Annotated in this window: 16 protein-coding genes; 13 read left to right on the top strand and 3 right to left on the bottom strand. The window is 40.0% G+C overall.

Translation table 11 applies throughout. The annotated features are described in order from the left end of the window. Positions 1-47 precede the first annotated feature (47 nt). The 3 genes from V7108_RS22775 to V7108_RS22765 all read left to right on the top strand — a co-directional run bounded on the left by V7108_RS22775 (position 48) and on the right by V7108_RS22765 (position 3,293). Positions 48-209, top strand: a complete 162-nt coding sequence (locus V7108_RS22775; RefSeq protein ID WP_335510902.1) for a hypothetical protein — start codon at positions 48-50, stop codon at positions 207-209. A 43-nt stretch (positions 210-252) separates the two neighbouring features. After that, positions 253-1,758 carry a mechanosensitive ion channel gene (locus V7108_RS22770; protein WP_335510900.1) on the top strand — a complete coding sequence of 502 codons (1,506 nt, stop codon included), beginning with the start codon at positions 253-255 and terminating at the stop codon, positions 1,756-1,758. 242 nt (positions 1,759-2,000) lie between these two features. Further along, positions 2,001-3,293: a hemolysin family protein gene (locus tag V7108_RS22765; RefSeq protein WP_335510898.1), complete on the top strand. Its 1,293-nt coding sequence runs from the start codon at positions 2,001-2,003 to the stop codon at positions 3,291-3,293. A gap of 66 nt (positions 3,294-3,359) precedes the next feature. Here the strand turns inward: V7108_RS22765 and V7108_RS22760 are convergent, their stop codons facing one another. Continuing rightward, the gene (locus V7108_RS22760; protein WP_335510896.1) at positions 3,360-4,091 is read right to left on the bottom strand and encodes a hypothetical protein; all 732 of its coding nucleotides are present in this window, start codon (positions 4,089-4,091) and stop codon (positions 3,360-3,362) included. A 283-nt stretch (positions 4,092-4,374) separates the two neighbouring features. Between V7108_RS22760 and gsiB the strand changes: the two genes are divergently transcribed. The 4 genes from gsiB (at position 4,375) to V7108_RS22740 (ending at position 6,869) form a co-directional block, all read left to right on the top strand. Further along, the gene (gene gsiB / locus V7108_RS22755) at positions 4,375-4,761 is read left to right on the top strand and encodes a glucose starvation-inducible protein GsiB (RefSeq protein WP_335569543.1); all 387 of its coding nucleotides are present in this window, start codon (positions 4,375-4,377) and stop codon (positions 4,759-4,761) included. Next, on the top strand, positions 4,748-5,011 hold the full coding sequence (locus tag V7108_RS22750; RefSeq protein ID WP_335569542.1) for a hypothetical protein: 264 nt from the start codon (positions 4,748-4,750) through the stop codon (positions 5,009-5,011). Before gsiB ends, V7108_RS22750 begins: the two co-directional genes overlap by 14 nt. A 153-nt stretch (positions 5,012-5,164) precedes the next feature. Further along, positions 5,165-6,316: an AI-2E family transporter gene (locus V7108_RS22745; protein ID WP_335569541.1), complete on the top strand. Its 1,152-nt coding sequence runs from the start codon at positions 5,165-5,167 to the stop codon at positions 6,314-6,316. Between the two features lie 76 nt (positions 6,317-6,392). After that, positions 6,393-6,869 (top strand): TraR/DksA family transcriptional regulator, encoded by a 477-nt coding sequence (locus V7108_RS22740; protein ID WP_335569540.1) that lies wholly within the window; start codon positions 6,393-6,395, stop codon positions 6,867-6,869. A gap of 97 nt (positions 6,870-6,966) precedes the next feature. Here the strand turns inward: V7108_RS22740 and V7108_RS22735 are convergent, their stop codons facing one another. Further along, positions 6,967-7,239: a hypothetical protein gene (locus V7108_RS22735; RefSeq protein ID WP_335510889.1), complete on the bottom strand. Its 273-nt coding sequence runs from the start codon at positions 7,237-7,239 to the stop codon at positions 6,967-6,969. A 125-nt stretch (positions 7,240-7,364) separates the two neighbouring features. On the opposite strand from V7108_RS22735, the gene V7108_RS22730 reads away from it, so the two are divergent. The 6 genes from V7108_RS22730 to V7108_RS22705 all read left to right on the top strand — a co-directional run bounded on the left by V7108_RS22730 (position 7,365) and on the right by V7108_RS22705 (position 12,067). Further along, on the top strand, positions 7,365-8,297 hold the full coding sequence (locus V7108_RS22730) for a magnesium transporter CorA family protein (RefSeq protein ID WP_335510887.1): 933 nt from the start codon (positions 7,365-7,367) through the stop codon (positions 8,295-8,297). A gap of 439 nt (positions 8,298-8,736) precedes the next feature. Next, positions 8,737-9,054 (top strand): hypothetical protein, encoded by a 318-nt coding sequence (locus V7108_RS22725; protein ID WP_335569539.1) that lies wholly within the window; start codon positions 8,737-8,739, stop codon positions 9,052-9,054. A gap of 267 nt (positions 9,055-9,321) precedes the next feature. Further along, on the top strand, positions 9,322-9,645 hold the full coding sequence (locus tag V7108_RS22720; protein ID WP_335510884.1) for an anti-sigma factor antagonist: 324 nt from the start codon (positions 9,322-9,324) through the stop codon (positions 9,643-9,645). Further along, positions 9,642-10,124: an anti-sigma B factor RsbW gene (gene rsbW, locus V7108_RS22715; RefSeq protein WP_335510881.1), complete on the top strand. Its 483-nt coding sequence runs from the start codon at positions 9,642-9,644 to the stop codon at positions 10,122-10,124. Before V7108_RS22720 ends, rsbW begins: the two co-directional genes overlap by 4 nt. Beyond that, positions 10,090-10,881, top strand: coding sequence for an RNA polymerase sigma factor SigB (gene sigB / locus V7108_RS22710; protein WP_335569538.1), 792 nt, complete (start codon positions 10,090-10,092; stop codon positions 10,879-10,881). The genes rsbW and sigB overlap by 35 nt, the downstream gene beginning before the upstream one ends. A 46-nt stretch (positions 10,882-10,927) precedes the next feature. Next, positions 10,928-12,067, top strand: coding sequence for a PP2C family protein-serine/threonine phosphatase (locus V7108_RS22705; RefSeq protein ID WP_420489214.1), 1,140 nt, complete (start codon positions 10,928-10,930; stop codon positions 12,065-12,067). A 235-nt stretch (positions 12,068-12,302) separates the two neighbouring features. On the opposite strand, the gene V7108_RS22700 is transcribed toward V7108_RS22705, so the two are convergent. Further along, entirely contained in the window at positions 12,303-12,770 is a 468-nt protein-coding gene (locus V7108_RS22700; RefSeq protein WP_335510876.1) for a Dps family protein, read from the bottom strand. Positions 12,771-13,105 lie beyond the last annotated feature (335 nt).

The following is a 13,105-nucleotide window of genomic DNA, read 5'->3' as shown; positions in this document are numbered from 1 at the left end:
ACTTAAAGGGTAAAAGCATAGTAGACAAATTAAAGGAGGAAATAACAATGAATAAAACGTGGAAAAAGAAATTAATGATGACAGGTATGATTTTTGGATTAACACTTGGTGCGCTGACAGGCTGTGGAGACGGAGTGGATCAGGATAATGGAGTTAATGACGGAGAACATAAGGATGAGGTAGAGAACAAAAATCCTGAAACAAACTAATAGGAGCTTTCCTTCGTAAAAAGTAGAAAAGGAGATAGGTAGAATGAATCTAAACTCGATGATGACAGGATGGACTTCATACTTTTATCAGCTTCCCAACCTATTATTTGCCCTTTTAGTCTTATTGGTTGGCTGGCTGATTGCCAAAAGCATAGGAAAAAGTGTGGAAGCCCTTTTAAGAAAAACAAGATTTGACGATAAGTTGTTTGCAAACATAGGGACAAGGAAATATTCTTCTGAAGTTATTATTGGAAAAATTGTGTATTATATCTTACTGGTAGTAGTGTGGATTATCTTTTTTAATATGCTTAACTTAAGTCTTATTGCCACGCCGCTTGTACAAATGCTCACGATGATTACAGCAGCGATTCCAAACGTTTTAAAAGCTGCACTGATTTTACTTTTAGCCTGGGGTATTGCGTCGCTGCTTCGTATGCTATTTAAAAAGGGTGCAGCCCTGCTGCATTTAGAACGCCGATTCGTTCAATGGAAAATCGCCATCAGTCAAAGTGAAGCGGTAAATAAGGTTAACAGTATCGCAAATGCAATTTTCTATTTTGTCCTTCTACTATTCTTGCCTGGAGTATTAGGTGCCTTGCAGATCGAAGGAGTCTCAGAACCATTTGCTGATACGCTTTCAACCTTACTGGCCTTTATACCTAAGCTATTTGCCGCGGCCCTGATTGTGTTTGTCGGCTGGTTAATTGCGAAAATAGTCCGAGATATTTTAACAAACTTCTTAAGCAGTATTGGGACTGAAAAGCTTGGCCAGCGTTTAGGAATCGTAAAAACGACGGATACGACAAGTCTTTCCAGTATTATCGGAAACATCGCGTTTATTTTAATCTTAATCCCAACCATCATTACAGCCTTAGAAAAGCTTGAATTAAAGGGCATTTCGGATCCAGCTATTGCTATGCTTCAAGATGTTGTATCGGTGATCCCGAACATTGCTGTGGCTGTAATTCTGATTTTAATCGGGATATGGCTTGGAAAATGGGTGGAGAAAGTCGTTGCACAAATGCTGTGGCGATTAAAGGTTGATAGTGTCTTTACCCACATGGGTGTCGGCTCACTTAAGCCTGAGCAATCAACCTATACAATCTCTCAAATCATTGGATTGATAGCAAAAATTGTCGTCATTTTATTATTTACAGTCGAAGCATTACAAATTGTCCAATTGGAGTTCCTTGTTGTCCTAGGAACAGCTGTGATTTCGTACTTACCGATGTTGTTTGTTGCCCTTATTATCTTAGGGATTGGTTTATACTTAGGAAACTTAGTAGAACGTATACTGCAAAATATTCTTAAAAACAGCTATTCTAGAACGCTCGCGGCGGTTGCGAAATATGCCATTTTCTCGATTACCATCTTTATGGCACTAGACCAACTAGGTGTTGCGCACTCCATCGTCAATGCGGCATTTATTCTCCTGTTAGGCGGCCTGGCATTAGCGTTTGGACTTGCATTCGGCCTCGGAGGAAAAGACTTTGCTTCCAAATATCTGCGTAAACTAGACGATAAAATCGATAATAAAATAATAGAATAAGAGATTCGTTGAGGCTAAACGAACAGATAACAATCCGGATCTACATGATTTCGGATTGTTATTTTTATAGACTGTTTTCTTATTGATAGTTGTTAAAATCCTAAAACCGATTTTAACCTGGAAATAAGTATTTTAGCGCTTTAGAACTAAGTTTGCAGGCTCTTTTCTAATTGAATTTTTTTCAAAAAAGAAACAAGTCTTAAGAAAAGAGCCTTTTTATAAGAAGGGAGGAAGGCTTATCAATGACCATTGTAAATCTATTCTTGATTGCCCTTTTAATTGCACTCACGGGATTTTTTGTAGCAGTAGAATTTGCAATTGTGAAAGTACGTCCTTCAAGAATTGATCAATTGATCGCCGAAGGGAAAAAGGGTGGTGTTGCTGCTAAAAAAGTGGTAACTCACTTAGATGAATACTTATCGGCCTGCCAGCTTGGGATAACGGTTACGGCACTCGGCCTCGGGTGGCTGGGAGAACCCACCGTGGAAAAACTAATCCATCCCTTGTTTGCGGCATTAAATATCAATGAATCGATAACACATCTAATATCTTTTATTATTGCCTTTGCATCCGTTACATTTTTACATGTCGTAGTGGGTGAGTTAGCGCCGAAAACCGTTGCCATTCTTAAAGCCGAGGAGGTAGCACTTTTGTTCTCGGGACCCATTATCGGGTTTACGAAAGTGATGCGGCCATTTATTTGGGCGCTAAACGGCTCTGCCAGGGTGCTGGTTGGTTTGGCTGGCTTAAAGCCAGAATCCGAACATGAAGCAGCTCATTCTGAAGAAGAGCTTCGATTGCTTTTGGCGGAAAGCTTTGAGAAGGGGGAAATTAATCAAAATGAATTAACCTATGTCAACAATATTTTTGAATTTGATGAGAGGATCGCAAAGGAAATAATGGTCCCGAGGAATGAGATAAGCACGATTGGCATTCACGATACCATGGATGAGGTAATGGACAGAGTAAGTTCAGAAAATTATTCTCGATATCCGATTATTGAAGGTGATAAAGACAACATTATTGGCGTACTAAACGTCAAAGCAATACTAACGTCAAAAGTAATGGATAACGAAGTTGTGAGTCTAAAACCTTTCATTAAACCTGTAATGAAAGCCATTGAAACCATCCCGATCCATGACTTATTGGTGAGAATGCAAAGAGAACGCACTCAAATGGCTATCCTTGTTGATGAGTACGGTGGTACATCAGGATTAGTGACAGTGGAAGATATCATTGAGGAAATTGTGGGTGAAGTCAGAGATGAATTTGATGCCGATGAAGTGGCAGAGATTCAAAAGGTAAAGGAAAACCATTATTTATTGGATGGTAAAGTATTGATTGAGGAAGTTAACAGTTTACTCGGAACAAACATAACCGATGAAAGAATGGATACAATCGGCGGCTGGTTTCTAACACAAAACTTTGACGTTGATATTGGGACTGAAGCTAAATACGATGGATATCTGTTCAAGGTCCGTGAGGCTGTTGGTCACCATATTTTGTATCTAGAGGTTAAAAAAATTGCCAGCTAAGCAACATAAGAAGGCACACGTCATTTTATATAACGTGTGCCTTCTTATGTCTGGGTGAACGCTATATCATAATGAGTGGTGCTCACTAACCGGCGTATGCTGGGTATTCTTCAGTTTTTCCTCCATGATTTTAATGTCCTTTTTTAATAGCTTGGAAATGACGTTTTTATCTCCGAATATCAGGATCTGATCGCCTTCATGGATTTGTGTGTGATAGATATTTTTTCTAAGTTTTAATTCGCCTCTTAGGATAAACAATACAACAAACTCTAACTCGTCATAATCATGAATCACTTCACTGATTTGTTTTTGAAAGAGAGTGGATTCTTTATAGATATGAAGATTGAGCAGCAGATCCTGTTTTTCGGACATAAAGATATCTCTTATTGGCAGATCATCAAGTTCAATATTCTGTTTCATATCTTGCTTAAATAACTTTGATAACTTGGTTTGCACACTCTTCAGCTTTAAAAGAGCAAAGACAAGCAGAACACCGCCTGCCATATATAAAATTTCCTTCGTTCGAAGATCATCTGATAGTATCGTACTAATCGATGAAATGATAACTGCAAGGGAGAAGGCCCCAAAAAGGATTAAAAAAGTGGCTAGTTTCCTGCGAATCGGGTGACCTAAAATCAGCTCAGACTCCCCAGTTGTAAAACCTGTGCCTGTCATCAAGGAAATGACCTGAAACCATGAAACCTCCAATTTAAGGTCTGTTAGCCGAAAAAGAATCACAAAAATTTCGATGACCGTCGTAATGATGATGAAATAGATGAGTAGAAAGAATAGATTCATATTTTTCACCTCTTAATCAAAAAATGGGCTGGGGCCGCAATCTACCCCAACCTTTTAACGTTGACTCACTTTTACGTTAAATACCCGATATCCGTTGTTTTAAAACTTAAACTCTAAAGAAATTTAGATTACGAGTATTTCAAAAGTATTAAACAGAGAAAAAGAAGTTTTAGAAATGTGATTTGGTGGTACTACATAAGCAAGGGTTAGAAGTTAACCCGCATGATAGAGTCAAAGGTACGAATCTGACTGAAGACAAAAAAATCTAAAGGAGGACGTAGAAATGGCTAAAGATAACGAATCAATGAGCAGGGAAGAAGCCGGACGCAAGGGTGGAGAAGCAACCTCAAATAACCATGATAAGGAATTTTACCAAGAAATTGGCCGCAAAGGCGGAGAGGCTACTTCAGAAAACCACGATAAAGATTTCTATGAAGAAATTGGCCGTAAGGGTGGAGAGGCAACCGCCGAGAACCACGATAGAGAGTTCTATGAAGAGATTGGCCGTAAAGGCGGAGAGGCAACCGCCGAGAACCACGATAGAGAGTTCTATGAAGAGATTGGCCGCAAAGGCGGAGAGGCAACCTCAGAAAACCACGATAAAGAGTTCTATCAAGAAATTGGCCAAAAAGGTAGAGAATCGCGGAGTAAGCAGCGTGATAACGACTAAGCCATTTGAAATGGGAATGACCGATTACGGGAATCAAAAAGAAGCTTGTGCACAATTGTACAAGCTTCTTTTCTTGAAACGATTTAAAGGAGGCCTTGATATGAAACGAGTTCTATCAATGAAAGGACTTTTAACACTTTTAGGAATGGGAGTATCAGTTGCAAAGTGGTTAGCCTCTGAATCCAATAGAATGAAAGTGAAAAATATACTCGGAAAATTGAACATTACACCTTCACTCAATAAGAAATAAACAATGCCTAATAGGAAATCAAAAAGACGTGCATGCTCCGCATGTCTTTTTGTGAACCTGCTTTTTTTGCAAATCTATAAAAATGTGGGATTAGCTTCATTAAGGAAAGGGTATTTATTCATAAAGGGGTTTTGAAGATTGGAGGTGAGGAATATGCTGCAAACGAGGGCATTTCGATTGGGTTACGGTCTTTTGCTTATTTTTTTAATTATTTTTATCGCAATGAAAATTGATTTTATTTTCCGGCCTGTCTTTTTACTTGTCCAAACACTCTTTTTTCCCTTCTTGTGCGCTGGGGTGCTCTATTACTTATTTCGCCCACTAGTTAATTATCTTCAGTTAAAAAATATTCCAAGAACGCTATCTATCCTGTTGATCTATTTACTTTTCGGTCTCTTAATCTCATTAGTAATCTACCTTGGCGGACCACTTCTGAAAGAGCAAATGAAGGGTTTCGTTGATAGCACACCTCAACTTATTGAGGCCGTATCAGACAAATTAACGGATTTGGAACAGAGTAAATGGATCAATCATTTACAGGAAACTGACAGTGTTGATTTAGAAAAGGTCTCCGAAGCGATTACAAAGTCGGTTTCTTCAAGTCTCTCAACAATTGGAACCAATGTAATGAATATTATCGGGGTACTTGCAAGTATTGTCACGGTCTTTGCGACTGTTCCTTTTATTCTCTATTACATGTTAAAAGAAGGTGAAAAGGCCCCACAGCATATTCTTCGTTTTTTGCCAGCCAAGCAGCAGAAAAATGGACGAAAGATATTAGCAGATTTAGATGAAGCGCTCAGCTCTTATATCCAGGGTCAAATTCTTGTTAGTTTTTGTATCGGTGTCATGCTTTTTATCGGTTATTTGCTTATAGACCTTGACTACTCCCTTCTTCTCGCGATCTTTGCAATGTTTACGAATGTCATCCCGTTTATCGGTCCGATTCTAGCAATAATTCCTGGATTGATTATTGCGTCTATCGATTCACCGATGATGGTGGTAAAAGTCCTCATCGTTATGGTTGTCGTCCAACAGATTGAAGGACACATTATTTCACCTCAGGTGATGGGGAAAAAGTTAGAGATCCATCCGCTTACGATTATATCGCTGCTGCTTGCAGCAGGACGGATAGGAGGGGTTCTTGGGTTAATCATAGCGGTTCCTGTGTATGCAGTTATAAAGGTAATTGCCCATCACACCTATCGGTTATGGAAGCTGAGAAAAGAGAAATCAATAGAAGAAAAAATCATTAAGGGGGAAAACAACGATGAACCAAAGTCATACAATGATGCCATTTTTTAACTGGATGTGGATACAAAGTTTCAAGTTTATACATGAACGGGTAAATAAAAGGAAAGAAGTAAGGGAGGTAAAATAAATGCTGTCAAAAGAAGAACTGATTTATTTTGAGAAAAGATTATTACAAATGAAAGAAGAAACCACTCAAATAATTGAAGCCAATCAGCCTTTATCGTTCGAGGATGACGGAGAATTAACAAGCTATGATAATCATTTTGCAGATACAGCCACACAATTAGAAGAACGGGAAAAACAAAAAGTTTTGCTCCAAACAGCAAACAATCTCCTTGAAGAAGTAAATGAGGCATTGGAACGGATTAAAACAGGAACTTATGGTGTTTGTGTCGACACAGGAGAACCCATTTCCTTTGAAAGGCTTAAAGCCCTGCCGTATGCCAAACGAACGGTAGAAGCGCAAAAAGAGCACGAGACAGAGAAAACAGTTAGCCTCCCGGAGGATCAGTCATTTTTAACCCCGGAAGAAGATGTAAGAGGAGATAAGCGGATTCAGACCGTGGATGAACTGATAAGCATGCATGGAAACTCGTCGTCATAACGTAACAAAAAATGTCTTCTTTTCGGTGAAAGGAAGACATTTTTATGGTGCTGGTCATAAAAAAAAACGGCTGGGGTACTAGACCCCAACACCGCCTCTATTGTTGGATTTTCTCGTTATAAAATTGAACAGCATATTGTGCTCCTTCGCTCACCATATCGTTATCGGGGAAATCCTTTGGGTGTGGATTTCCGCCCTTTTCGATTGGAAGCTGTTCTGCTTTTTCAAATACAGTCGGTTTCACCTTGTGTTTCAAGTCTCGCAACATACTTTCGGCCTTAATGCGGTTAGGTTTGTTTGATAGCCATACTGCAGCTGATGCCCCAATTCCTACCGCCACTAGCGAGCTCATGCCAAATCCTCTTTTCATCATTAAAACCTCCTTAAAATTTGAACTTGTTTTGTAAATACCCGTTTCATTTCTTTATTAAACATTTTTTACGTTAGTTTTACCTTTTTTAGGGTAATCAACTGATAGGAGAGGAGGTAAGAGGTTTGGAGAGAAATATTAATTTTAAAAAATGGAAATGGGTTCAATTAAACAAGAAAGAGCAGCATGCGGTATGGGAACAGGAGACCATGCTATCAGACTGGCTGGCAGCTGTAGGTAAAAATAACAATAATTGCGTGAAAGTACATGGGTTGATCGATGGGGAAAGGGTCGTGAATGGGTCGCTTATCTATCGGCAAAATGTCGATGAGGAAGAAGACCATCATATTTTCCATTTCTATATAACGAGCCAAACATTATTTACGATTGATTTAGAGTTTACCTCTTTTAACCAACTGGATTCAGAAGTGATGCTGCGGCAGCTAAATAAAACGGAAAATGCCGTAGAAGGCTTTTTATTTTTGCTAGGGGAACTGGTGAATGACTTGCTGGTTGAGATTGACCAGTTTGAGGAGTCACTACATAAGCTGATGTGGGGTGTGAAAAAGAGGAATGAAATGCGGATTTTGGAACATGTCTTTACTCGGCGGCATGAATTGCTGGTTTGTAAAAATCTGCTGATTCCCATTCAGGAGCTGAAAATGGCGATAGAGGAAACGAATTTTCCAAACGTAAATAAGGAAGAAATATTTATTCGGACGTGCAAACGGATCGACCGGGCGATGGTTTTGCTGCAGGAGTATGAGCAGGAATTAGACTCGATTATTCATTTAGAAGAGGTTATATCCTCCCATCGTGGCAATGAAATTATGAAAACCTTAACGGTCCTGACGATTGTTTTCACCCCGATAATGGCGTTAGGGGCGCTGTGGGGAATGAATTTTAAACATATGCCTGAGCTGCAGTGGAAGTATGGCTATCTTATATCGATCATTTCTATCGTTTTGTCAACGGCTCTGCTCTATGGATACTTAAAAAAGAAGGGCTGGACAGGAGATCTTTTAAAAGGGAAAAAGAAAGGTTCATTTTTTAAATAAAGGTTTTTGTTGATTTTAGTTTTAAGAAACTAAATAGGCGGAGAAATTCCGCTTATTTGATAAAAAGTATTAAAAATATACTAAATAGCCGGAGAGATTCCGCCTATTGATAAAAAAAACATAAAAATGGGGGATTTTGCATAGCATAACCGGAAAATTTCCGCTTATATTCCACGAAATGAGCTCCATTTTTCAAATAACCGGAATATCTCCGCTTATACTTTCGCTGGTTACTTGAGCGCAAATCAACAGACTTAATTAACAAAGCCTAAAAAAAGGTTTGAGAAGCTTCGAACGGGGTATAACACTATCAAGGTTAGAAAGTGCTAACCTAATCCTGCTAGATTCGAAAGAGGGTGGTTGAAGTATGTGGTTGCGTTCGGTAAGACCAATAGGAATGAAAAACAGCAATCTGGAAAAATAAAAGGAGGAACCGCTTATGACTAAAAATTATGTTGATGACAAGGCAATGGAACGTAGAGATGAAAACGAAATGAAAGATAGAAACAAAAGTTACGAGATTAATGAAAAAAGACGAACAGGATATATCGATGGTGAAGACCCTTCAATGAGGCAAGAGTTCCCTGGCGAGGAGATAGTAGAAGATTTACGAGAGCTTTCACGTCAGGATGAACATAAAGAAGACGACCCAACATTTTTAAGCGGTGAAAATGTCAAACATGAGAAAGACAGGCAAAGGTATGGGGATAGTATTTCTAAGACAGCCGATAAAGAATTTCAACAAAAGAAGGGATAAACCCCCTCGGAGTCGCAGAATAAAAGTAACCATTAAAATAGTAATGGATACTTAATCCACCATACACAACCTTTACTATATATATGAGGCTTGCACAAATGGGTGCAAGCCTCTTACTGTATGTGACAAACTCACTAGGAGTTTATCACTATTCGTAACTCTTCCTAATTTTGGTATAATGCAAGAAAAATATTTTTTAAAAAAATAGGTTTAGCTTTCTATCATAGAGGGTATGTAAACAGTAAATATTTCAGAGGTGATAATGGAATGAAAATAAATATCGAAAAACATCAGGATGAGCAGGAAATATACGTGTCGGTGTCTGGAGAAATCGATGCATATACGGCACCGAAACTTCGTGAGGAGCTATTGCCGTTTTCGGAAGGAAAGGGTAAAAGCATTACGGTCAATCTGAAGGATGTTTCCTATATGGATAGCACGGGATTAGGCGTGTTTGTCGGATTGTTCAAGCAGCTGGTCAAAAATGAAGGAGAACTAAAACTGGTAGAGTTATCAGATCGGTTAATAAGGCTTTTTGAACTAACAGGATTGAGCAAAATTATGAATATTTCAGAGGTAAGGGGACGATGACACACGTGATGGATTATATTGAAATGAAGATTCCGGCGAAACCGGAATATGTTGGTGTGATCAGGTTAACAATTTCTGGAATTGCCAGTAACATGGGGTATACATACGAAGAAATTGAGGATATAAAAATTGCAGTAAGTGAAGCGTGCACAAACGCGGTACAGCATGCCTATCCGGAAGATGAAGGCGGCGAGGTCATTGTCGGCTTCGGTATTTACAAGGATAAGTTAGAAACGATGGTAGCGGACAGCGGTAAGAGTTTTAATTTTTTACAGACAAAAAACGAACTTGGCCCTTATACGGAATCTAGTACGGTCGATCAACTTTCAGAGGGAGGGTTAGGTCTCTATCTAATCGAAACACTCATGGACGAAGTCCGTGTATCGAATACTTCCGGAGTGAGCGTCTTCATGGTGAAGTATCTAGGCGGGGAGCGTGAAAACCATGACAAAACCACCTCAGGACATGAAACGAACTAAGGAAGAAGTCTATGCGTTAATCCTGGATTTTCAGGAGAACCAGAGCGAGACCGCCCAAACTCTCTTAGTGGAACAGTACACCAATCTGATTGGGAGCATTGCGAGAAAATATTCAAAAGGCCGGAATTTGCATGAAGATATTGTGCAGGTAGGGATGATTGGGTTGTTATCCAGCATTAGACGGTTTGACCCTAGTACCGGGAATCCTTTTGAAGCCTATTTAATTCCGATGGTTATTGGTGAAATAAAACGTTTTTTAAGGGACAAGACGTGGGATGTTCATGTGCCGAGACGGATTAAAGAAACATGGCCTAAATTGAATGCAGCGGTGGATGAGCTGACCAACCTCTACCAACGCTCACCAAAAATCCACGAGATTGCGGATCATATAGGAATTTCTGAAGAGGAAGTACTAGAAACCATGGAATTAGGTAAAGGGTATCAAACAGCCTCTGTGGACCAAACGATTGAAACCGGTGCGGACGGCAGCGGGGTTACACCGTTGGACGTGATTGGATCAGAAGATAAAGGATATGAAAGAGTCGACCAGCAGCTGCTAGTAGAGAGCGCCCTTCATGTGTTGAACGAAAGGGAGAGGCAAATTATTCAGTGGACATTTATCGAAAACAAAAGTCAACGCGAAGTAGGAGAGTTGTTAGGAATTTCGCAAATGCATGTCTCACGTACGCAAAAAAAGGCGATTGAGAAATTGCGGAAGGTACTTGCCCGTAATACCTATCAGGACAGATTAAACTAGATGGTGCCTGTCACCTAAGAAGCAAAGGGGGGAAACCCAAATGCCAATGAAGATTGTCGTTGTAGATGATAATAAAACAAACCTAATAATTGTCGAGAAAATCCTGAGGAAAGCTGGCTATAATAGGTTGCTTATGCTGTCATCTGCAGCGGAGTTATATCAGTATTTGCAGCTTGATACACCTAATCCCTGCGAAGTGCCCGTAGACCTGATATTAATGGATTTGATGATGCCGGAAATAGATGGCATTGAAGCCTGCCGGACCGTATTGGCCACTGAGCGTTTTTCTGACCTGCCGATTATTTTTGTGACGGCAATGGGCGATTCCAACAAAATGGCCGAGGCGATGGACGCGGGAGCCCTTGATTATGTGATGAAACCAATTAATAAAGTCGAACTCCTGGCCCGAATCCGTTCCGTACTAAGGTTAAAGCAAGAAAAAGACTTGCGGAAGGAACGGGACAGACGGATAGAATATGAACTTGACATAGCCAGGCAGGTGCAAAGAAGCATGCTCAGCAGTCCTATTCAGGAAAAGGACGTTAACATATCGGCCGTGTATAGGCCCACCTTTGAACTGGCCGGTGATTTCTATGCCTGGTATCAGATTAGCCCGAATCGATATGGAGTCATCCTGCTCGATATGATGGGCCATGGGATATCTTCTTCTCTTGTAGGGATGTACATATATTCCGCGTTAAAGGATACGATTACTGGAATCGCTGATCCGGAAAAGGTCATGAAGGAACTGAACCGGCGGATGATTCAGCTCCATACCCCTGATAGTTTAATGAACTATTATTTTACAGCGATTTACTTTGTCCTCGACACCGAAAAACAAACAATAGAATTCGTCAATGCTGGTCATCCTGCGGGGATTGCGATTGTGGATCAGGAAGTGAAACTTTTAACAGAAGGTTCCTGCGCACTCGGGTTTTTTGAGGAAATTGAAGTGACCAAAGGGGTCATTCCTTACCAGGAATCTGCCCGTATTTTGCTATTTACGGATGGGTTATCGGAATGGATGGAGGAGAAATATGAGGACGCAACGGAAAAGCTGATCGGCTCCTTACAAGGTGAGGGCATTGTGGATCCTGCCGCGTTACTACATCAACTTCAGCCAGGCTGGGAGCTCGTTAATCCTCCAAAAGATGATATGTGTCTGGTTTTAATTTCTACCAATTAGGCTCTTTTCTTAAACTTTATTGTTTTTTGGAAAAAATTTTATAATATTGCTAAGTTTACGCAGAAAACAAAAAAAGTTTCATAAGAAAAGAGCCAGCAAACTAAATTCTAAGCGCAAAATAACTATTTCCACGTTATGCTGGGCTTGCTTTAGGACTTTAACAACAACCGTTACGAAAACACCTACCCATTAAAAAGGGTGTCAGCACTGTGGCTGACACCCAATTTTGTGAGGATTACTTCGCTAGATAGGCTTCAAACATCCATCTATGCTTTTCCAATGAGGTGCGAATGTGAACGAGCAGGTCTTCAGTAGGCTGATCCTCATTTTCCTCGGCAAGTGCGATGCCTTCTGTCAATTCACCGCAAATCATGTCAAAATCATCCGCCAGCGATTGGACCATTTGCTGCGCATCTTCATCACCTGTTGCTTCCTTTAGAGTGGTAAGTTCAAGGGTCTCTTTGAGTGTAGCCACCGGCATAGCCCGTTGCGCCAGCATTCTTTCCGCAATGGTATCCAGATGTAAGGCAGCTTCATTGTAAAGCTCCTCAAATTTAACGTGCAGCGTGAAAAAGTTTTCTCCCTTTACATACCAATGGAAATGATGGAGCTTCATATGAAGAACAGCAAAGTTCGCCACCTGCTTGTTAAGAGCCTCAGTTAAGGATTTGTTTTTTGATTTCGTTTTTGTCGCAGTTGCCATATTATTACCTCCTGTATTTTTGTAGTGTACCTGTTATATACCCGGAATTGTGTTGTTTGAAACTACTAAATTTTTGTAGGGAAGGAATTTTGTTGGATATGCGAGAGTGAATTTCGGTTATGCGAGAGTATATTCGGTTATGCGAGAGTATATTCGGTTATGCGAGAGTATATTCGGTTATGCGAGAGTAAATTGAGTTATGCAAGAGTAAATTGAGGTTATGCGAGAGTAAACCGCGTTATCCGAGAGTATTTTCTGCAAGAAGGTTGGGACAAATTTCCCATTGGGTGAGATTGCTAGAAACGATATGATAGAATCAACTAATTTTTTACAAA

Origin of the sequence: Neobacillus vireti (assembly GCF_036962345.1) — a bacterium.
Classification (GTDB): domain Bacteria; phylum Bacillota; class Bacilli; order Bacillales; family Cytobacillaceae; genus Neobacillus; species Neobacillus vireti_A.
Note: the sequence above shows the minus strand (reverse complement) of the source record. Positions and strands in the feature narration are given on the sequence as shown.

Bases quoted from the DNA above. Each gene is read 5' to 3' on its own strand.
- V7108_RS22775 (WP_335510902.1), top strand. From the start codon at position 48: ATGAATAAAACGTGGAAAAAGAAATTAATGATGACAGGTATGATTTTT.
- V7108_RS22770 (WP_335510900.1), top strand. From the start codon at position 253: ATGAATCTAAACTCGATGATGACAGGATGGACTTCATACTTTTATCAG.
- V7108_RS22765 (WP_335510898.1), top strand. From the start codon at position 2,001: ATGACCATTGTAAATCTATTCTTGATTGCCCTTTTAATTGCACTCACG.
- V7108_RS22760 (WP_335510896.1), bottom strand. From the start codon at position 4,091: ATGAATCTATTCTTTCTACTCATCTATTTCATCATCATTACGACGGTC.
- gsiB (WP_335569543.1), top strand. From the start codon at position 4,375: ATGGCTAAAGATAACGAATCAATGAGCAGGGAAGAAGCCGGACGCAAG.
- V7108_RS22745 (WP_335569541.1), top strand. From the start codon at position 5,165: ATGCTGCAAACGAGGGCATTTCGATTGGGTTACGGTCTTTTGCTTATT.
- V7108_RS22740 (WP_335569540.1), top strand. From the start codon at position 6,393: ATGCTGTCAAAAGAAGAACTGATTTATTTTGAGAAAAGATTATTACAA.
- V7108_RS22735 (WP_335510889.1), bottom strand. From the start codon at position 7,239: ATGAAAAGAGGATTTGGCATGAGCTCGCTAGTGGCGGTAGGAATTGGG.
- V7108_RS22725 (WP_335569539.1), top strand. From the start codon at position 8,737: ATGACTAAAAATTATGTTGATGACAAGGCAATGGAACGTAGAGATGAA.
- V7108_RS22720 (WP_335510884.1), top strand. From the start codon at position 9,322: ATGAAAATAAATATCGAAAAACATCAGGATGAGCAGGAAATATACGTG.
- rsbW (WP_335510881.1), top strand. From the start codon at position 9,642: ATGACACACGTGATGGATTATATTGAAATGAAGATTCCGGCGAAACCG.
- sigB (WP_335569538.1), top strand. From the start codon at position 10,090: ATGACAAAACCACCTCAGGACATGAAACGAACTAAGGAAGAAGTCTAT.
- V7108_RS22705 (WP_420489214.1), top strand. From the start codon at position 10,928: ATGAAGATTGTCGTTGTAGATGATAATAAAACAAACCTAATAATTGTC.
- V7108_RS22700 (WP_335510876.1), bottom strand. From the start codon at position 12,770: ATGGCAACTGCGACAAAAACGAAATCAAAAAACAAATCCTTAACTGAG.